Origin of the sequence: Bradyrhizobium guangdongense (assembly GCF_004114975.1) — a bacterium.
GTDB lineage: Bacteria > Pseudomonadota > Alphaproteobacteria > Rhizobiales > Xanthobacteraceae > Bradyrhizobium > Bradyrhizobium guangdongense.
This window is the reverse complement of record NZ_CP030051.1, coordinates 3737189-3755641: the sequence shown is the minus strand read 5'-3', so window position 1 is coordinate 3755641 and position 18453 is coordinate 3737189. Positions and strand designations below refer to the sequence as shown.

The following is an 18453-nucleotide window of genomic DNA, read 5'->3' as shown; positions in this document are numbered from 1 at the left end:
AAATCCGTCAGTCAGCCTTTGGCGAGCACAGCCTTGATGCGCTGAGCGTCCTCGGGTGTCGCCGGGTTGTAGACGACCATGCCGAGATCGGGCCGGCCGTCGACCGCGAAGGCGGAATATTCGAACGCGATCGGGCCGAGCACGGGATGGCGCAGATGCTTGACGCCTTCGCCATGGGAGCGGACGTCGTTGTCGGCCCACAGCTTCGCGAACTCCGGGCTGAGGCGACAGAGCTCGTTGACAAATTCAGCGACGTGCGAGACCGCGCCGGCACGCGCCGCGTCCGCGCGAAAGGCTGCCACGACGAAGCGAGCCACGCTGTTCCAATCATGTTGCGCGGCCCGCACATGCGGCTCGCAGAACATCAAACGCAGGATGTTGCGCCGTTCCGGCGGTAGTTTCGAGTAGTCGGTCAGCACGATCGTGGCCGCACGATTCCACGCCACGACATCCCACGTCATGGTCCTGATGATGGCCGGACTGGTCTCGAGCGCGTCGAGCACGCGCTGGAGGCGCGGCGAGACGCCCTCGCTTGCCTGGTAACGGACCTCGGGCAGACGGCCGAGACCGATCAGGAACAGATGCTCGCGCTCGACGTCGGTGAGCATCAGTGCGCGCGCGATCCGGTCGAGCACGTCGGCCGAGGGCGCACCGCCCCGCCCCTGCTCCAGCCAAGTGTACCAAGTCGGGCTGATATTGGCCCGCTGCGCCACCTCCTCGCGTCGCAGCCCCGGCGTGCGCCTGCGGCTGCCGCCAAAGCCGAACGCGGCCGCGTCAAGCCGGGTTCTGCGGTCTTTCAAATAGGTCCCGAGCGGATTCTCGCTGGCGGTGGCAGCCATCCTGTTAGCCATTATACCCTGATAAACTCACAACTTTACCCGGATAATTCTAGCGCAGATGGTCGTCTCCACCAACCCTGGAGAATTGCTCATGCGTGTCTTCGTCACTGGCGCCACCGGCTTCGTCGGCTCCGCCGTCGTTCGGGATCTGATCGCGGCCGGCCACAGCGTGCTCGGACTTGCCCGCTCCGAGTCAGGTGCTGCAGCACTCGCTGCCATGGGTGCCGAGGTTCAGCGCGGCTCGCTCGAGGACCACGCGTCCTTGCGCAGCGGCGCGGCCGGCTCCGATGGCGTGCTGCATCTCGGCTTCAACCACGATTTCTCGAAATTCCTGGAGAATTGCGAGCTCGACCGCCGCGCCATTCTCGCGCTCGGCGAGGAGCTTAGGGGATCCGACCGTCCATTGATCGTTACAGGCGGCGTCGCGCTGCTCGCGCCCGGGCGCCTTGCGACCGAAGACGACCCATCCGCGCGTCGCTTTCCGCGCGTATCGGAAGCCGTCGCGGAGGACCTGGCTGCGCAGGGCCTGCGCACGGCGGTGGTGCGTCTGCCGCCGTCGACCCACGGTGAAGGCGACCACGGCTTCGTCCCCATCCTGATCAACATCGCGCGCGAGAAAGGCGTGTCGGCCTATATCGGCGACGGGATGAACCGCTGGCCTGCCGGGCACCGCTTCGATGCCGCGCGTGTCTATCGGCTGGCGCTCGAGCAAGGCGCAAATGCACCGCGCTATCATGCGATCGCCGAGGAAGGCGTGCCGTTCAAGGCCATTGCCGAGGTGATCGGCAAAAGGCTCGGCGTGCCCGTGGTCTCGAAATCACCGGAGGAAGCGGCCGGCCATTTCGGCTGGTTCGCGCAATTTACCGGCATCGACGTGCCGACATCGAGCGCGAAGACCCGCGCCCTGCTCGGCTGGGAGCCGAAAGAAAAAGGGCTGATCGAGGATCTCGACCAGCCCTATTACTTCAAGGTTTGACAGCGCGCGTCGCGCTGTCAAATCCTGATCAGTCCGTCGTGATCGCCGTTTCCATGTCGGTCGGATCGATCTGCCGGCTCAGCCGCGCGTTGAGCTTGTCACGATCGAGCTCGCCCTCCCACCAGGCGACGATCACGCAGGCGACGCCGTTGCCGCAGAGGTTGGTCAGGGCGCGGCACTCGCTCATGAACTTGTCGATGCCGAGCACGATCGCCATGCCCGGCACGAGTCGCGGATCGACCACCGCAAGGGTCGCCGCCAGCGTGATGAAGCCGGCGCCGGTGATGCCGGAGGCGCCCTTCGAGGTCAGCATCGCCACCACCAGAATGGTGAGTTGCTGGCCGAAGGTCAGATCGAAGCCAAGCGCCTGGGCGATGAAGAGCGTCGCCAGGGTCATGTAGATGTTGGTGCCGTCGAGGTTGAAGGAATAACCCGTGGGCACCACGAGGCCGACCACCGATTTGGAGCAGCCGAGCCGTTCCAGCTTTTCCATCAAGGACGGCAGCGCGCTCTCGGAGGACGAGGTGCCGAGCACGATCAGCAGTTCGTCCTTGATATAGGCCAGGAACTTGAAGATCGAGAAGCCGGCGAGGCGCGCGATGATGCCGAGCACGACGAAGACGAACAGCGCCGCGGTGAGGTAGAACGTCGCGATCAGGCCCATCAGATTGAGAATCGCGCCGGTGCCGAACTTGCCGATCGTAAAGGCCATCGCGCCGAACGCACCAACCGGCGCCGCGCGCATCACGATGGAGATGACGCCGAACACGGCATGGGCGGCATCGTCGATGAAGCTGCGGATGGTGTGGCCGCGCTCGCCCAAGCTCATGATGGCGAAGCCGAACAGCACTGAGAACAACAGCACCTGCAGGATCTCGCCCTGGGCGAACGCGCCGACCACGGTGTCGGGAATAATGTGCAGGATGAAGTCGACCGACTTCTGGCCTTCGGCCTGCTTGGCATAGTTGGCGACGGCCTGCGCGTTGGCAGCCGCGCTGCCGAAGCCCGCGCCCGGCTTCACGACGTTGCCGATGATGAGACCGATGACGAGCGCGAAGGTGGAGACGATCTCGAAATAGACCAGAGCCTTGACGCCGATGCGTCCGACCTTCTTGGCATCCTGGATGTGGGCGATGCCGGAGACCACGGTGCAGAAGATGATCGGGGCGATCACCATCTTGATCAGCTTGACGAAGCCGTCGCCGAGCGCCTTGATCCAATCGTTGGTGGCGACGGACGGCCAGAACGAGCCGACGATTGCACCGAGCACGATGGCGATCAGCACCTGGACGTAGAGAATTTTATACCACGGCTTGGCCGCAGCCGGTGCAGCCGGCACCCCGGCCATCGTTGTCGTCGTCATTGTTTCACTCCCCCTCAAAACTCAGAGCCAGCCAAGAGCAACTTGGCCGGCTCTGTCAATTGGAACATTCCGTACAGTGAAATCTAGCCGCGCCGGTCGACGATCCGGCGCATCGCCGGCATCAGGACAGCGCCGAGCGCGTTCTTGATGACGGAGGCCGCGATGAACGGTGCGACGCCGACCGCCCAAGCCTTGGTTCCACCAAGCCCGATGCCGTACGCCAGCCAGCCGAAGCCGGCGATGAAAATGACGACATGGCCGAACGCCATGGCCGCAAACAGCAGCACGACATTGCGATCCCAGCCGCGCTCCGCCAGCCAGCCGGTGATGAAGGCAGCCGCCACGAAGCCATAGAGATAGCCAGCGGTCGGCCCGACCAGCGGTGCAATTCCACCGACAGGGCCGGCGAAGACCGGAAGCCCCATCGCGCCCTCGGCGAGGTAGGCAATCATGGTTGCGCTGCCAAGGCGCCAGCCATAGGCCGCGCCGATCGTCAGCACGACCAGCGTCTGCAACGTCATGGGCACGTAAGGCAGCGGCAGGTTCACCTTGGCTGATAGCGCCATCAATGCGGAGCCGAGCGCGATGAGCACGAACGCGCGCAACGCGCCGACGGCTTCGCCCGGCCGGGTCGGCCACATCACTGCGGCAAGAGGAGAACGCGATGTGGCGGCAGACTGGACGATTGGGTCAGACAAGATGCACTCCGGAAGGCTGGCGAAAACTGGCGGCTATTTAAGCCAGTGAGCGATCCGGTCAACTGCCTCCCGCATCTCCGCGGCCGATCGCGCATAGGAGAAGCGGATGAACGAGCGGCCATGGATCGGATCGAAATCAACGCCCGGCGTTGCCGCAACATGGGCCTGCTCCAGCATTTGCTTGGCGAAGTCGTAACTGTCGGCGGTGAAATCCGAGACGTCGGCATAGAGATAAAATGCACCGTCCGCAGGCAAGAACTTGCCCAGGCCCGCCCGAGGCAATCCCTCGATCAGGATGCGCCGGTTCTCCTGATAGCCGTGCTTGATCTCCTCCATCTCGGCCGCACCGTCGAACGCGGCCTCTGCAGCGATCTGCGACAGCGACGGCACGGAGATGGAGAGATTCTGTTGCAGCCGTTCGATGGGCCGCACCAAAATCTCGGGCACCACCATCCATCCGACGCGCCAGCCCGTCATGCAAAAATACTTGGAGAACGAGTTGATCACGACTGCGTGCTCGGACAACGCCGTCGCCGTCACCGCCGGAAACGCGTAGTCGAGCCCGTGATAGATCTCGTCGGAGATGAAGCGGATGCCCGCATCTTCCGCAGCCGTGATGAGGCCGGCGAGCGCTTCGCGGGACATCATCGTTCCGGTCGGATTGGCCGGGCTGCCGACCAGCACGCCCTTCAGCGGCGCCTTGCGGTGGGCGGAAAGCAGCGCCTCCCCGGTCAGCGCATGGCGCGTCTCGTTGCTGGTCTCGATCAGCACCGGCTCGCAGCCGAGCGCGGTGAGGATGTGACGGTATGGCGGATAGCCGGGCACCGTGACGGCAACGCGAGCGCCCGGCTCGAACATCGACAGGAACGCCAGGACGAACCCGCCGGAGGAGCCCGTGGTCACCACGATCCTGTCCGGGCTGACGGCGCAGCCATACGCATCGCGATAATGCCGTGCGATGCGCTCGCGCAAGGACGGAATGCCCAGCGCCGAGGTGTAGTCGATCCGGCTCGCAGAAAGCGCGGCCTGCGCCGCAGCAATCGCGGTCTTCGGCGCCCCGGCCGCGGGCTGGCCGACCTCCATGTGAATGACATGGCCGCCGGCCGCCTCGATTCGGGCCGCCGCCGCCATGACGTCCATCACCATGAACGGGGGAACATCGCTGCGGCGGGAGGGCTCGAGCCACTGCCCTACCCGGTTCCTCAATGTCGCATCGTGCATCGATTTCTGCTATTTCGCTGGTGGACCGGCCTGTGCGGTCCGGAAACAGGGCGCTTGCGCCCCAGACTAGCCGCAATATACGGCTCATAAGGGCATATCGCTTATCCGGTCCGCCGCCAATCGCCAAAACCAATCACAACACTGCTTCAAAGCCCGTTTGACCCAGACCGTTTGATGTCGCTCCAGATCGCATTGCGCAAGAAAGCCTCGGCGCTGACCGCCCTCGTCACGGCAGCGGCGATGGCGCTGGCACCGTTCTCCACGGCACGGGCGCAGGAGGGCAAAGGGCCGCCGATCCTGCGCGACACCGAAACCGAGCAGCTCTTGCGCGAATATACGCGCCCGATCCTGCGCGTCGCCGGTCTGGAGAAGCAGAACATCAACATGGTCATCATCAACGACAGCTCGTTCAACGCGTTCGTCGCCGATGGCCGCCGCATCTTCGTCAATTACGGCGCGATCCTGCAATCGGAGACGCCGAACCAGCTGATCGGCGTGCTCGCGCACGAGACCGGGCATCTCGCCGGTGGCCATCTGTCCAAGCTGCGCGAGCAGCTCGCCAACGCCCAGACCCAGATGATCATCGCCATGCTGCTCGGCGCAGGCGCGCTCGCCGCAGGTGCCAGCCGCGGCGGCAACAGCGGCAACAACGGCCTCGCCAATGCCGGTGCGGCGGCGCTCACGGGGCCGCAGGAGATGATCCGTCGTTCGCTGCTCTCCTACCAGCGCCAGCAGGAGGAAAACGCCGACCGTGCGGGCGTGAAATTCCTGACCGCGACCCAGCAGTCGCCGAAGGGCATGTACGAGACCTTCAAGCGCTTCACCAGCGAGAGCCTGTTCGCCTCGCGCGGCGCCGATCCCTATCTCCAATCGCACCCGATGCCCGCCGAGCGCGTCGCCGCGCTCCAGGAATTCGCCAGCACCAGTCCCTATTGGGACAAGAAGGACGATCCCGCGCTCCAGCTCCGTCACGACATGGTCCGCGCCAAGATCTCGGCCTTCATGGAGCGGCCGGAGACGGTCTACCGCCGCTATCCCCTGACCAATGACAGCCTGCCGGCACGCTATGCCCGCGCCATCAGCACCTATCTGCACGGCGATTTGCGCAGCGCGCTGGCCCAGATCGACGCGCTGATCGCGGTCCAGCCGAACAACCCGTATTTCTACGAGGTCCGCGGCCAGGCCCTGCTGGAGAGCGGCAAGCCTGCCGAGGCGATCGCTCCCCTGCGCAAGGCTGTCGCACTCTCGAACAATGCCGCCCTCATCGAGATGTTACTTGGGCAGGCTCTGGTTGGAACCGATAATAAGGCCTACACGGACGACGCGATCAGGATTCTCCGTGCCGCAGTGGCACGCGAGCCCGAGGCGCCGATCGGCTACACCCAGCTCGCGATGGCCTATGGCCGGAAGGGAGACTATGCCGAGGCGGATCTCGCCTCCGCCCAGGCCGCGTATCTGCGCGGCGACAACAAGACCGCTCGCGAGCTCGCCACGCGCGCGAAAACCCGTTTCGCAGTCGGCACGCCCGGATGGGTCAAGGCCGACGACATCGTGGCGTCTAAGCCGCCGCGCAACTAGACGCCTGAACTTGACGACCGCCACTTTGACGTCACGACACCTGCTTAAGTCCGCCGCGACGTTTTTTGAAACTTGCTCTGGATAGAGGATTTGCCAATGCCTTCGCTGCGCCTGCTTGCTCCCGCGCTGTTTGCGCTCGCCATTTTCGGCGCAACGGGACCGGCTTCGGCCGACAGCTTCTCGGATGCCCAGCGCACCGATATCGAGGCGATCATCAAGAACTACCTCGTCGCCCATCCCGAGGTGCTCGAGGAAGCCATGACCGAGCTCAGCAAGCGCCAGGCTGATGCGGAAGCGAAGAAGCACGAAGCCAGCGTTACGCAGAACTCGGATGCGATCTTCAATTCGCCGCGCCAGGTCGTGCTCGGCAACAAGGACGGCGACGTCACCTTCGTCGAGTTCTTCGATTACAATTGCGGCTACTGCAAGCGCGCGATGAGCGACATGCTCGACCTCCTGAAATCCGATCCCAAGCTGAAGGTCGTGCTGAAGGAGTTTCCGGTGCTGAGCCAGGGCTCGGTCGAGGCCGCCCAGGTGGCGGTCGCCGTGCGCATGCAGGATCCCTCCGGGAAAAAATATCTCGACTTCCACCAGAGGCTGCTCGGCGGCCGTGGCGCCGCCGACAAGGCACGCGCGCTCCAGGCGGCCAAGGAAGCCGGGCTCGACGTCGCCAAGATCGAGAAGGACATCGGAAGCCCGGAGGTCCGCGCCACCATCGAGGAAAACTTCAAGCTCGCCGAAGCGATGGGCATGAACGGCACGCCGAGCTACGTGATCGGCAAACAGATCGTGGTCGGCGCCGTCGGTCTCGACGGCCTGAAGGAAAAGATCGGCGTTGCCCGCTGCGGCAAGGCGACCTGCTGACAGGCGACTTGCCGACAAGCGACTTGCTGATCAGACTTTTGCAACTCACACTCGCAACAGGGCCGGCTGAAATGCCGGCCTTTTTCGTTGGCCAAGAACTGGGGCGCGAATCCGGCGCGCGCGTTCATCGCGCGTTTAAGAAACAAATGCCCGGGAACATCAGATGTTCCGGAACAACTCAAATCTCCTTTCGTTGGTGGCGCGGGCAATGACGCAAAGAAACACGTGAGGAGAATACGATGTTGAACCGCTTTATGGTCTCGGTTGCCGCACTCGCACTCGTCGCAGGCACCGGTCTGGCCAACGCACAAGGCACGATGAAGAACGAGAGCGGCGCCGGCGCGCAGCCGACGCAGCACTCGCAGTCCTCCGGCGGCGCTGCCGAGCGCGGCGGCGCGATGGGCAAGGAATCCACCCGTGAGAAGGGCACCGTTGGCCAGGCCGGCGGCTCCAGCACCATGAAGTCCGGCACGTCGGCCGAGGAAAAGTCCTCGGGCAAGGACGAACATTCCGGCCGCGAGATGAACAAGAACGCGGCTGAGGAGAAGTCCGGCGCCACCAAGGGCCAGCGCACTGACGAACGCGCGCAGGGTCAGCAGGACAAGTCCAAGAGCATGAGCCAGGACACCAGCAAGTCCGGCGCCAAGGACCAAAAGGACATGAAGGCTGAGGGCAGCAAGAACGGCGCCCCGACCAACAATGCCGAGAACCAGAAGGGCACCGAGACGCGCACCAACCAGAACGCGCAGGGCCAGCCCGGAACCAGCACCAACCAGAGCGCGCAGGGTCAGACCAACACCAACACGACCGTCGGACAGGCCGGCGCCGGCGCCAAGCTCTCGACCGAGCAGCGCACCCAGATCACCTCGGTGATCCGCGAGGAGCACGTGCGTCCGGTGACCAACGTGAACTTCTCGATCGCGGTCGGTACCCGTATTCCGCGCGAAGGTATCGAGCTGCACGCCCTGCCGTCCCGGGTCGTGACGATCTATCCGGAATGGCGGACCTACCGCTACGTCCTGGTCAAGGACGAGATCGTGATCATCAATCCGGACACCTATGAGATCGTGGCTGTCCTGAACACCTAAGGCGATATCCGGCAGGCTTCAGGGGGCGGGCAGCGATGCCCGCCCCTTCGCGTTGGGCCGGAAGCCATGATTTGGACTGGTTAACAAGCAATTTCCGTAGCTTCCGCACAGGTTTTTGCACACCGGATGAGGTACCTGAAGCCCACCCGGAGGTCCTTCAGGCTTCCCCTTACGCGCTTTGTTACCTATAACCCCGCCACGCCGAAACACCTTCCGGGACAGGAATGGCCGAACCAGCAACCGACACGATCCTCGTTCTCAACGGACCGAACCTCAACATGCTGGGGACGCGCGAGCCCGAGAAGTATGGCCATGCGACGCTGGCCGACGTCGAGGCGCTGTGCCGGGACGCGGCGGCGACTTTTGGCCTCAAGGCTGACTGCCGCCAGTCCAACCGCGAGGGCGAGCTGATCGATTTCATCCACGAGGCGCATGCCCGCAAGATGAAGGGCATCATCATCAACGCCGGCGGCTATTCGCATACCTCAATCGCCCTGCACGACGCGCTACTCGCGGTGCAGATCCCGACCGTCGAAGTGCACGTGACCAACATCCACGCCCGCGAGAGCTTCCGCCACCACTCCTACACCGCGCGCGCGGCCTTCGCCTCGCTCTGCGGTTTCGGCATCGAGGGCTACCGCCTCGCCATCCAGGGCCTTGCCGCCAAGCTCGGCATCAAGCCCAAAGCCTGACGCTCCCTCTTCACCCAGAACATTCGGATCAAAGAACAATGGCGCGCCAGCCAGACGACAAAGCAGCCGCAAAATTTTCCAGCGACGATTCCGCGCTTGTCCGCGAGCTCGCTCTGCTGCTCGACGAGACCAGCCTCACCGAGATCGAGATCGAACGCGCCGGCCTGCGTCTTCGCGTAGCCCGCAACGTCAGCGTCGCCGCAACCATGCCCATGCCGGTCGCAACCGCAGCCCCCCCGGTGGTCGCAGCGCCCGCGGCCGCAGCCGCGTCGGACGTCTCCAAGCATCCGGGCGCGGTGACTTCTCCGATGGTCGGCACCGCCTATTGGGCGCCGGAGCCTGGCGCCAAGCCGTTCATCGAAGTCGGCGCGAAGGTCTCGGTCGGCCAGACCCTCCTGATCATCGAAGCCATGAAGACGATGAACCAGATCCCCTCGCCTCGCGCAGGCACGGTGACGCAGATCCTGGTCGAAGACGGCCAGCCGGTCGAGTTCGGCGAGCCGCTGGTCATCATTGAATAAGCGAGTGGCGAATTTCGCCCGCTGAGGCAACATGTTCGACAAGATCCTCATAGCCAATCGCGGCGAGATCGCCCTTCGCATCCTGCGCGCCTGCAAGGAGCTCGGAATCGCGACCGTCGCCGTACACTCCACCGCCGACGCCGACGCCATGCACGTGCGCCTGTCGGACGAGAGCGTCTGCATCGGACCGCCGCCGTCCAAGGACAGCTATCTCAACATTCCGGCGCTGCTCGCGGCCTGCGAGATCACCGGCGCCGATGCCGTTCATCCCGGCTACGGCTTCCTGTCGGAGAACGCACGCTTCGCCGAGATCCTCAGCGAGCACAACCTGCAATTCATCGGCCCCAAGGCCGAGCACATCCGCCTGATGGGCGACAAGATCGAGGCCAAGAAGACCGCCAAGCGACTCGGCATCCCCGTGGTGCCCGGCTCGGACGGCGCGGTCGGCCCCAATGACGACGCGATGGCGATCGCGAAGAAGATCGGCTTCCCCGTGCTGGTGAAGGCGGCGGCCGGCGGCGGCGGCCGCGGCATGAAGGTCGCGCAAAGCGAGGCGGATCTGCAGGTGGCGCTGTCGACGGCGGCTAACGAGGCGAAGTCGGCATTCGGCGACGCCTCCGTCTATCTGGAAAAGTACCTTCAGAAGCCGCGCCATATCGAGATCCAGATCCTCGGCGACGGCCGCGGCGGCGCGATCCATCTCGGCGAGCGCGACTGCTCGCTGCAGCGCCGCCACCAGAAGGTCTGGGAGGAAGGCCCCTCGCCCGTGCTGGCCGCCGCTGCGCGCGCCAAGATCGGCGAGACCTGCGCGAAGGCGATGCGCGAGATGAAATATCTCGGCGTCGGCACCATCGAATTCCTCTACGAGGACGGCGAGTTCTACTTCATCGAGATGAACACTCGAATCCAGGTCGAGCATCCCGTCACCGAGAGCATCACCGACATCGACCTCGTGCTGGAGCAGATCCGTATCGCCGCCGGCGGCGAATTGCCGGCGAAGCAGAACGAGGTCCAGATCATCGGGCACGCGATCGAGTGCCGCATCAATGCGGAGAACCCGCAGACCTTCCGCCCCTCGCCCGGTCGCATCCAGCAATACCACCCGCCCGGCGGCCTCGGCGTGCGCATCGATTCCGCGGTCTATCAGGGCTACCAGATCCCGCCCTATTACGATTCTCTGGTCGGCAAGCTGATCGTCCACGGCAAGACCCGCGCCGAATGCCTGATGCGGCTGCGCCGGGCGCTGGACGAGATGGTGGTCGAGGGCATCGAGACCACGCTGCCCTTGTTCCGCGACCTGGTGCGCCAGGACGACATCATCAACGGCGACTACCACATCCACTGGCTGGAGCAGTACCTGGCCGGCAAGGCGGAACCCGGCGCAAAATAATCGTTTCGCCTGCGGAACCCGTTGGCCCCAGTCGCGTTCTGCCGATGGGGCCAGTTCCAAGGGGGCGTTTTGAATTCCACTCAGCCTGACAGCGCGAGACCGTGGTGACGGCCGTGTCGCAGCGGCGGCGCGTATTTTGGCAGATCCTGCTGCTTTCAGCGGGTCTGCTGGTGCTGACCGTGATCAGCGCAGGCTCGGTCTACCTCGTCAACAAGGCGCGGGACGACAGCAAATGGGTCGTCCATACAATCGAGACGGAGAACGAGATCAACTCTCTCCTCCTCGAAATCCGACGGGCCGAGAGCAGCGCCCGGGGCTTTCTCCTGACGGGGGGCCCCGATTTTCAATCGGATCACGAGAAGGCCGTCGCGGCGATCATCCCGGCGCTCGACAAGCTCACGCGCCAGATCGGCGACAATCCGGCGCAACGTGAGAACATCGAGAAACTGAGCGCGGCGATCGAGGCCCGGCTCGACCAGTTCTCGCGCGAGATGAACTTCGTCAAGCAAAACGAGCTCGACCAGGCGAAGGCGCTCGTCCGCGAGGCGGCCGCCGGCAACACCACCACGACGATCAGCAATTTCGCCAACGCGATGATGCGCGAAGAGGAGCGGCTGTTCCGGATCCGCTCCGAGAACTCCGACCGCAGCCAGACCCTGTCGGCGTCGATGACCGGCATCGGCTCAGGCTTCGTCGTGCTGCTGGCCCTGATCTCGATCTGGCTGGTGCGGCGCTCATCGCTGGCCCGCGACGAGGCCGAAGCGCGCCTGCGCGATACCAACGTCAATCTGGAGGCCTTGGTCGACGAACGTACCTCAGACCTGCGCGAAGCCAACGACGAAATCCAGCGCTTTGCCTATATCGTAAGCCACGATCTGCGCTCGCCGCTCGTCAACATCATGGGCTTCACCAGCGAACTCGAAGAGCTTGGCGGCGACATCTTCCGCCGCATCAGCAGCCTCACCCACGTTCCGGCCGACGGGCCCTCTTTGGTGCCCGGCCCCCCCGGCGAGATCGCGTTGGAAGACGCCGACCGGCAATTGTCAGCCGATTTTTCCGAGGCGCTCGGCTTCATCAAGTCTTCGATCGCGAAGATGGACCGCCTGATCTCGGCGATCCTCAACCTCACCCGCGAAGGCCGACGCGAATTTCAGCCGGAGAAGATCGACACCCGCGCCTTCGTCGAGGCCATCGTCTCGACGCTGGCGCATCAGGCCGTCGAGGCTCAGGCGGAGATCCATGTCGAGGCGCTGCCCGATATCGTCAGCGACCGCCTTGCGCTGGAACAGATTTTCTCCAATCTGATCGATAACGCGATCAAATATTTGAAGAACGGCGTCGCCGGCGAAATCAGAATTCGCGGGCGCACCAAGCTCGGCTACGCCATTTTCGAGGTCAGCGACAATGGCCGTGGCATCGATCCCAAGGACCATCAGCGCATTTTCGACCTGTTTCGCCGCGCGGGAACCCAGGACAAGCCCGGCCAGGGCATCGGTCTTGCGCACGTGCGCGCACTTGTGCGTCGCCTCGGCGGCACCATGTCGGTATCATCGGAACTGAACGCGGGCAGCACCTTCACCATCACGCTGCCGATCGCCTGGAATGTGAGCAACCGGAACGCGGACAAATGACCCAGCCTGTCAGCATCATCATGATCGAGGACGACGAGGGCCACGCCCGCCTGATCGAGCGCAATATCCGCAGGTCGGGCGTCAACAACGAGATCGTCGCCTTCGCCAACGGCACCGATGCGATGAAGCACCTGTTCGGCGCCGACGGCAGCGGCCTCGTGCAGAAGGGCAATGCGCTCCTGATCCTGCTCGACCTCAATCTGCCCGACATGACCGGGATCGACATTCTGAAGCAGATCAAGGAAAACAAATACCTGAAGGCTTCGCCGGTGGTCGTGCTGACGACCACCGACGACAGCCAGGAAATCAAGCGCTGCTACGAGCTCGGCTGCAACGTCTACATCACCAAGCCGGTCAACTACGAGAATTTCGCCAATGCCATCCGGCAACTCGGCCTGTTCTTCTCCGTCATTCAGGTCCCGCCCGCCGCCCCATGACACAGCACACGCCGACATTGCTCTACATCGATGACGACGATGCGCTGGCGCGCCTTGTCGACCGCGGCCTGACGCGGCGCGGCTACAAGGTCATTCACGCCGCGAGCGGCGAGGAAGGCCTCGAGCGCATCCGCAATGCCGGAGCTGCGGGCTGCATCGATGTGGTGGCGCTCGATCAATATATGGCCGGGCTCGACGGGCTGGAGACGCTCGAGCAGATCATGGCGATTCCGGACGCGCCGCCGGTGGTCTTCGTCACGGCCTCGCAGGATTCCAGCATTGCCGTCACCGCGCTGAAGGCAGGCGCGGCCGACTACCTGGTCAAGGACGTCAAGGGCGACTTCATCCCGCTGCTGCACGTCGCGGCCGAAGGCGCGCTGCGCCAGGCCGAATTGCAGCGGGCGCGCGAGGAAGCCGAGGCCGAGATCCATGCCTCGCGCGATCGCTACGCTGCGCTTGCCGCCGAACGCGAGCTGTTGCTGCGCGAGGTCAATCACCGCGTCGGCAATTCGCTCCAGATCATCGCTTCGCTCCTGCATTTGCAGGCGAGCTCAGCCGCCCAGGAGGAGGTCAAGGCCGCACTGACCAACGCGATGGGCCGCGTCGCCGCCGTCGCGCAGGTGCACCGCCGCCTCTATACCTCGCAGGACCTGAAGAGCGTGGTGCTCAACCAATATCTGGACTCCCTGCTCGAGGATCTGCGCCGCTCCGCCGAAGGCAACCGGATGTCGCGCCTGACGGTGAAAGCCGAGCCGATCGAGATCGACCCGGACCGGGCCGTCGCCGTCGGTATCATCGTCAACGAGCTGGTGATGAACGCGGTGAAGTACGCCTATCCTGATGGTGCCGGCCCCATTCACGTCGAGCTGATCTCGAAGGGAGACGATCTGCTGCTGTCGATCACCGACAACGGCGTCGGCGACAACGCCAAGGCCGATCCGCGCTCCACCGGCATGGGCCAGCGTATCGTCGCGGCCATGGCCTCCAAGCTCGAAGCCTGTGTGGAGCGCGATCCCGCGCATTCCGGAACCCGCATCATCCTGCGGTTCCCCTGCACCCCGGCCGCGCCCGGCAAGACGAACAGCGCTGCAGCGGGTTGATCCCGCATCCGGAAATTGCCCCCATCGCACGCGCATTGCGATCCTGCTATGATCGGACGCCATGACTTCGCGCGACTCCGCTTCATCTGAAATCACACCGGCCGTGCTGCTGCGCGCTTACGCCTGCGGCATCTTTCCGATGGCCGAGAGCGCAGACGACCCGACCCTGTTCTGGGTCGAGCCGGAAATGCGCGGCGTGATCCCGCTCGACGGTTTTCGCGTCGCTTCGCGGCTGGCCCGCACCGTGCGCTCGGACGTGTTTCGCGTCACCGTCAACACCGCGTTCAAGGCCACCATCGCCGGCTGCGCGGCGCCGCAGCCGGGACGCGAGGACACCTGGATCAACAAGCGCATCCGCGACCTCTATGGCGGCCTCTACGAGCTCGGCCATTGCCACAGCGTCGAGGCCTGGCAGGGCGACGACCTCGTCGGCGGCCTCTATGGCGTCAGCTTGGGGCGCGCCTTCTTCGGCGAGAGCATGTTTCACACCGCGCGCGATGCCTCCAAGGTGGCGCTGGTGCATCTGGTCGCCCGGCTGATCCATGGCGGCTTCGAGCTGCTCGACACGCAATATGTCACCGAGCATCTGAAGAGCTTTGGTGCGACCGAGATCTCGCGGCGGCGCTACACCGCGCTGCTCGACAAGGCGCTCGCCGGCGAGCCCGGCGATTTCCTGCGCCTGTCCAATGGTGAAGCGATCCCCGGCGCACGCGCGCTCAAGATCATCGCCTCGCGGCAATAGCCGGGTTTACCGGCTGCCAAATCCCGCGGGATTTGGCCTAGCGGCCAAACCCGGGGATACCGAACAGACCCGGCCGCTGCTCGGGTGGCGGCGGGGCGGCCTGCGGCTGTGGCGGCGGCGGCAGAGGCTGCGGCGGACGCTGCTGCACCTGCTTTGGGGCCGCCCTCTTCTGTGCCGCAGGCGGCGGTGGCGGCGCGGGTTTGCTCGCAGGATCCGGAGCTGCGGTCGCAATGGTCTGCTGCGGCTCTTTGCAGTCGGTGAGCCAGATATCGTAGATCGGGTGCTCGACGCCGTGCAGACCGGGGCTTGCGGCAAACATCCAGCCGGAGAAGATCCGCTTCACCTCGCCCTGCAAGGTGATCTCGTCGACTTCGACGAAAGCATCGGTGTTGGCCGCTTCCGTCGCCGGCCGCGTGTAGCAGGCGTCGGTCTTCACCCGCAGCGCGCCGAACTGCACTGTCTCGCCGATATCCTCGTCGAAATTGATGATGCGCCCGGTGATCTTGTCGAGGCCGGAGAAGGTCGCCTTCTTGTTCACGATCTTCTGCGCCGGCGGCTCGGTGACGACCTCATCGCCGGGTTGGAGGCTCGCGGGGGCCTGCGGCACGGCGCCCGGCTGCGGGGCGCCCTTCTGCTGGGGCTGGCGCTGGCCAGGGACAGCACCAGGTTGGGCGGGCCCACCCGGCGGCGCAACGGCGACGGCCGGCGGCTGGTTCTGCGGCGCAACGGTGGAGCCCGGCGGCGGCGCCAGCGGCTGGCTCTCGACCGGCCCCGGCATGACGTTGCCCTGGCGACCTGGCGGCGGCATCGGACGTGACGGCAGCACCCGTCCCTGCGGCGGCAGCTCGGGCACCTCTTCGTCGTCGTCGGGCGTCGGCTGGGGCATCGGCTGCCCGCCACGGGGGATGGTCCCCGGCGGCCGCAGCGGCGGCGGATCGGAGAAGATCGTCCCGATCTGCGCCTGCGCGGGCGTCGCAACCGTCAGCGCGGTGGCGGCCAGCAGCGCCGCAAGGCCTGTCAGGGTAAAGGTTTTGAACATCTCGCGCGGCTTCAACAGCGAATCGGGCTTGTTGGACATTCTACAGGGGATACCGCCGCTCGCAGGCCCCCGGTTAACACGCCGAATACGGCGGGGAAAGGGCGGCATTCCTGCCCTGCCCGGCGCCGGCTGGCCAGAGCGGGCCGCGGATGGAATAGTCCCAGGGGTTCTTCTCCCTCCCAAGGCGTTCCAGGACGCCGGCCGCCCTGTTTAGCGTCGCCCCTATCCCAATGCCGCCCGCTCTCCGAACCATGTTCGCCCTTCCGCTCCGCGGCCTGACCTGGCTTGGCGGCCAGGGCACGCGTGCGGTGGCATCGGTGGTTTTCATCGCTGCCGCCGTGCCGCCCCTTGGTGCGCTCTTGCGGCCCTATGTCACCGAGGCGATCCTCGTTCTGCTCTGCATCTCCTTCATGCGGGTGGACCTCGTGGCGCTGTACGGCCATTTGCGCCGGCCGGCGCTGGTGGCGACGGCGACGGCCTGGACCACGATCGGCGTGCCCGTCATCGTCGGATTGATCGCGCACGCGACCGGGCTGACCGACCGCGCGCCCGGCCTGATGCTGGCGCTGATGCTCCAGAGCATGGCCTCGCCGATGATGGCCTCGCCCGCTCTCGCGGCGCTGATGGGTCTCGACGCCACGCTCGTGCTGGTCACGCTGGTCACCGCAACCGCGATCGTGCCCTTTACCGCGTCGCTGTTCGCGAGCTTTTTTCTCGATGGCTTGCTCAGCATATCGCCGCTTACGCTCGGCCTGAAGCTATCAGGCATCCTCGCCGCGTCGCTGCTGGCTGCAACGGTCATCCGCTGGCTGTTCGGCGCGGACGCCATCCAGCGCCACAAGCAGCCGATCGACGGCTTCAACATCGTCATCCTCTTCATCTTCGCATCGGCCATCATGGGCGACGTCGTAACCGATCTGATGGCACAGCCGGTCTTCACCATCAGCCTCGCCCTCCTTGCCTTTGCGGTCTATTTCACACTGCTCGCCGTCACCACCTTGCTGTTTCGCCGCATCGGCACCGAGCGCGCGCTGGCGCTCGGGCTGATGGTGTCGCAACGCAATCTCGGGCTGATGCTGGCCGCGACATCAGGCGCGCTGCCACCCACCACCTGGCTGTACTTCGCGATGACGCAGTTTCCGATCCATCTGTCGCCATACCTGCTGACGCCGATCGCACGGCGCCTGACGGCGCGGGCGGAAACCTCCACCAAAGCGACCGCTGGCAGGGCCAGTCCAGGCTAGCCGCATGGACCTCGCCAATACCCGTCGGCGAGCAGACGCAGGCTACGCGTTACGCGATCTCTTCTTCTTGCACTCTTCCAAAATCCAGTCGCGAAACGCTTTCATCGCATGCGAGAGCCGTTTTGATTTCAGAGACGTGAGCCAATAGGATCCCAGAAAGACCTGACGGTCATAGGGGCAAACCAGCCGCTTGCGCGACAGATCGTCAGCAAACAACGCGACGGGCAGCAGCGCCACGCCAGCGCCTTGCGCCGCCGCATGCGCCAGGGAAACCGATGAATCGAAGGTCGGGCCCGTCATCCGCGGTTGCCTGCATTTGACCTCGTCGAACCAATGCGCCCATTCGCCCGGCCGATACGAGCGCAACAGCACCTCCTTATGGAGATCGATTGGAGCTTTAAGGCGCTTGGCGACGTTGGGCGCGCACATCGGTGTGAAGTGAGCCTCGACCAAGGGCTCGGCGCTCGTTCCGTGCCACGCGCCGTCGCCAAATCGAATGGCGTAGTCCAATCCTTCGCCGCCGAGATCCACGCGGTTGTTGTTCGCGAAGATCCTGACGTCGATATGCGGATGGCTCGAGGTGAAGCTGCCGAGGCGCGGAAGCAGCCAGCCGGAGGCGAACGTTCCGACCACGCCGATGGCCAGACTCTCGCGCATGCGGCCATTCTCGAACCGATCCAGGACCTGATTGATCTGGCTGAAGGCGCTCGATATGACGGGCTGGAGCGCCTCACCCTCTTCCGTGAGAGCAAGCCCGCGGGTCAGCCGCTTGAAGAGCTTGACGCGCAGACTCTCTTCCAGAGTCCGCACCTGCTGGCTCACGGCAGCCTGCGACACCCGAAGTTCCAGACCGGCCTTGGTGAAGCTGAGATGGCGCGCGGCCGCTTCGAACGAGCGGAGCGCGTTCAGCGGCAGATTCGAAATATTGGCAGGGCGGCGGGCCATTTCCCGATCCAAGTTTTACTTATGGATGGCCTTACGAAGCATCGTTTGTCAATTGCCGGAGCGCGACGCAAAAACCGTCCCGCAA

General features: G+C 64.8%; 18 protein-coding genes. 12 read left to right on the top strand and 6 right to left on the bottom strand.

Annotated features, from left to right (window positions below):
- Positions 1 to 11: 11 nt before the first annotated feature.
- Entirely contained in the window at positions 12 to 839 is an 828-nt protein-coding gene (locus X265_RS17945) for a helix-turn-helix transcriptional regulator (RefSeq protein WP_128966007.1), read from the bottom strand.
- Between the two features lie 91 nt (positions 840 to 930).
- Between X265_RS17945 and X265_RS17940 the strand changes: the two genes are divergently transcribed.
- On the top strand, positions 931 to 1815 hold the full coding sequence (locus X265_RS17940) for an SDR family oxidoreductase (RefSeq protein ID WP_128966006.1): 885 nt from the start codon (positions 931 to 933) through the stop codon (positions 1813 to 1815).
- Between the two features lie 28 nt (positions 1816 to 1843).
- On the opposite strand, the gene X265_RS17935 is transcribed toward X265_RS17940, so the two are convergent.
- The 3 genes from X265_RS17935 to X265_RS17925 form a co-directional block, all read right to left on the bottom strand.
- On the bottom strand, positions 1844 to 3178 hold the full coding sequence (locus tag X265_RS17935) for a dicarboxylate/amino acid:cation symporter (protein WP_128966005.1): 1335 nt from the start codon (positions 3176 to 3178) through the stop codon (positions 1844 to 1846).
- Between the two features lie 83 nt (positions 3179 to 3261).
- Positions 3262 to 3819: a biotin transporter BioY gene (locus X265_RS17930; protein ID WP_128969321.1), complete on the bottom strand. Its 558-nt coding sequence runs from the start codon at positions 3817 to 3819 to the stop codon at positions 3262 to 3264.
- A gap of 90 nt (positions 3820 to 3909) precedes the next feature.
- Positions 3910 to 5097, bottom strand: a complete 1188-nt coding sequence (locus tag X265_RS17925) for a pyridoxal phosphate-dependent aminotransferase (RefSeq protein ID WP_128966004.1) — start codon at positions 5095 to 5097, stop codon at positions 3910 to 3912.
- A gap of 174 nt (positions 5098 to 5271) precedes the next feature.
- Between X265_RS17925 and X265_RS17920 the strand changes: the two genes are divergently transcribed.
- From X265_RS17920 to aat, 10 genes are all read left to right on the top strand, one after another.
- On the top strand, positions 5272 to 6675 hold the full coding sequence (locus X265_RS17920) for a M48 family metalloprotease (protein ID WP_128966003.1): 1404 nt from the start codon (positions 5272 to 5274) through the stop codon (positions 6673 to 6675).
- A 96-nt stretch (positions 6676 to 6771) separates the two neighbouring features.
- Positions 6772 to 7539 (top strand): DsbA family protein, encoded by a 768-nt coding sequence (locus X265_RS17915; RefSeq protein ID WP_128966002.1) that lies wholly within the window; start codon positions 6772 to 6774, stop codon positions 7537 to 7539.
- 239 nt (positions 7540 to 7778) lie between these two features.
- Positions 7779 to 8627: a DUF1236 domain-containing protein gene (locus X265_RS17910; RefSeq protein ID WP_128966001.1), complete on the top strand. Its 849-nt coding sequence runs from the start codon at positions 7779 to 7781 to the stop codon at positions 8625 to 8627.
- 224 nt (positions 8628 to 8851) lie between these two features.
- A complete protein-coding gene (aroQ, locus tag X265_RS17905; RefSeq protein ID WP_128966000.1) occupies positions 8852 to 9319 on the top strand; it encodes a type II 3-dehydroquinate dehydratase in 468 nt (155 codons plus the stop codon).
- Positions 9320 to 9357: 38 nt separating this feature from the next.
- Positions 9358 to 9840 carry an acetyl-CoA carboxylase biotin carboxyl carrier protein gene (gene accB, locus X265_RS17900; protein ID WP_128965999.1) on the top strand — a complete coding sequence of 161 codons (483 nt, stop codon included), beginning with the start codon at positions 9358 to 9360 and terminating at the stop codon, positions 9838 to 9840.
- 31 nt (positions 9841 to 9871) lie between these two features.
- Positions 9872 to 11230, top strand: a complete 1359-nt coding sequence (accC, locus tag X265_RS17895; RefSeq protein ID WP_128965998.1) for an acetyl-CoA carboxylase biotin carboxylase subunit — start codon at positions 9872 to 9874, stop codon at positions 11228 to 11230.
- A 104-nt stretch (positions 11231 to 11334) separates the two neighbouring features.
- Positions 11335 to 12861 (top strand): sensor histidine kinase, encoded by a 1527-nt coding sequence (locus tag X265_RS17890; RefSeq protein WP_128965997.1) that lies wholly within the window; start codon positions 11335 to 11337, stop codon positions 12859 to 12861.
- Positions 12858 to 13298, top strand: coding sequence for a response regulator (locus X265_RS17885; protein WP_128965996.1), 441 nt, complete (start codon positions 12858 to 12860; stop codon positions 13296 to 13298). The genes X265_RS17890 and X265_RS17885 overlap by 4 nt, the downstream gene beginning before the upstream one ends.
- Positions 13295 to 14398 (top strand): sensor histidine kinase, encoded by a 1104-nt coding sequence (locus tag X265_RS17880; protein ID WP_128965995.1) that lies wholly within the window; start codon positions 13295 to 13297, stop codon positions 14396 to 14398. Before X265_RS17885 ends, X265_RS17880 begins: the two co-directional genes overlap by 4 nt.
- Positions 14399 to 14459: 61 nt before the next feature.
- Positions 14460 to 15140 (top strand): leucyl/phenylalanyl-tRNA--protein transferase, encoded by a 681-nt coding sequence (gene aat / locus X265_RS17875; RefSeq protein WP_128965994.1) that lies wholly within the window; start codon positions 14460 to 14462, stop codon positions 15138 to 15140.
- 37 nt (positions 15141 to 15177) lie between these two features.
- Here the strand turns inward: aat and X265_RS17870 are convergent, their stop codons facing one another.
- Positions 15178 to 16218, bottom strand: coding sequence for a DUF2155 domain-containing protein (locus X265_RS17870; protein WP_164938648.1), 1041 nt, complete (start codon positions 16216 to 16218; stop codon positions 15178 to 15180).
- A 191-nt stretch (positions 16219 to 16409) separates the two neighbouring features.
- Between X265_RS17870 and X265_RS17865 the strand changes: the two genes are divergently transcribed.
- Positions 16410 to 17423 carry a Na+-dependent transporter gene (locus X265_RS17865; protein WP_128965992.1) on the top strand — a complete coding sequence of 338 codons (1014 nt, stop codon included), beginning with the start codon at positions 16410 to 16412 and terminating at the stop codon, positions 17421 to 17423.
- Positions 17424 to 17465: 42 nt separating this feature from the next.
- Here X265_RS17865 and X265_RS17860 read toward each other — a convergent pair whose 3' ends face one another.
- Positions 17466 to 18368: a LysR family transcriptional regulator gene (locus tag X265_RS17860; RefSeq protein ID WP_128965991.1), complete on the bottom strand. Its 903-nt coding sequence runs from the start codon at positions 18366 to 18368 to the stop codon at positions 17466 to 17468.
- Between the last annotated feature and the right edge of the window lie 85 nt (positions 18369 to 18453).

Bases quoted from the DNA above. Each gene is read 5' to 3' on its own strand.
- X265_RS17945 (WP_128966007.1), bottom strand. From the start codon at position 839: ATGGCTGCCACCGCCAGCGAGAATCCGCTCGGGACCTATTTGAAAGAC.
- X265_RS17940 (WP_128966006.1), top strand. From the start codon at position 931: ATGCGTGTCTTCGTCACTGGCGCCACCGGCTTCGTCGGCTCCGCCGTC.
- X265_RS17935 (WP_128966005.1), bottom strand. From the start codon at position 3,178: ATGACGACGACAACGATGGCCGGGGTGCCGGCTGCACCGGCTGCGGCC.
- X265_RS17930 (WP_128969321.1), bottom strand. From the start codon at position 3,819: ATGTGGCCGACCCGGCCGGGCGAAGCCGTCGGCGCGTTGCGCGCGTTC.
- X265_RS17925 (WP_128966004.1), bottom strand. From the start codon at position 5,097: ATGCACGATGCGACATTGAGGAACCGGGTAGGGCAGTGGCTCGAGCCC.
- X265_RS17920 (WP_128966003.1), top strand. From the start codon at position 5,272: ATGTCGCTCCAGATCGCATTGCGCAAGAAAGCCTCGGCGCTGACCGCC.
- X265_RS17915 (WP_128966002.1), top strand. From the start codon at position 6,772: ATGCCTTCGCTGCGCCTGCTTGCTCCCGCGCTGTTTGCGCTCGCCATT.
- X265_RS17910 (WP_128966001.1), top strand. From the start codon at position 7,779: ATGTTGAACCGCTTTATGGTCTCGGTTGCCGCACTCGCACTCGTCGCA.
- aroQ (WP_128966000.1), top strand. From the start codon at position 8,852: ATGGCCGAACCAGCAACCGACACGATCCTCGTTCTCAACGGACCGAAC.
- accB (WP_128965999.1), top strand. From the start codon at position 9,358: ATGGCGCGCCAGCCAGACGACAAAGCAGCCGCAAAATTTTCCAGCGAC.
- accC (WP_128965998.1), top strand. From the start codon at position 9,872: ATGTTCGACAAGATCCTCATAGCCAATCGCGGCGAGATCGCCCTTCGC.
- X265_RS17885 (WP_128965996.1), top strand. From the start codon at position 12,858: ATGACCCAGCCTGTCAGCATCATCATGATCGAGGACGACGAGGGCCAC.
- X265_RS17880 (WP_128965995.1), top strand. From the start codon at position 13,295: ATGACACAGCACACGCCGACATTGCTCTACATCGATGACGACGATGCG.
- aat (WP_128965994.1), top strand. From the start codon at position 14,460: ATGACTTCGCGCGACTCCGCTTCATCTGAAATCACACCGGCCGTGCTG.
- X265_RS17870 (WP_164938648.1), bottom strand. From the start codon at position 16,218: ATGTCCAACAAGCCCGATTCGCTGTTGAAGCCGCGCGAGATGTTCAAA.
- X265_RS17865 (WP_128965992.1), top strand. From the start codon at position 16,410: ATGCCGCCCGCTCTCCGAACCATGTTCGCCCTTCCGCTCCGCGGCCTG.
- X265_RS17860 (WP_128965991.1), bottom strand. From the start codon at position 18,368: ATGGCCCGCCGCCCTGCCAATATTTCGAATCTGCCGCTGAACGCGCTC.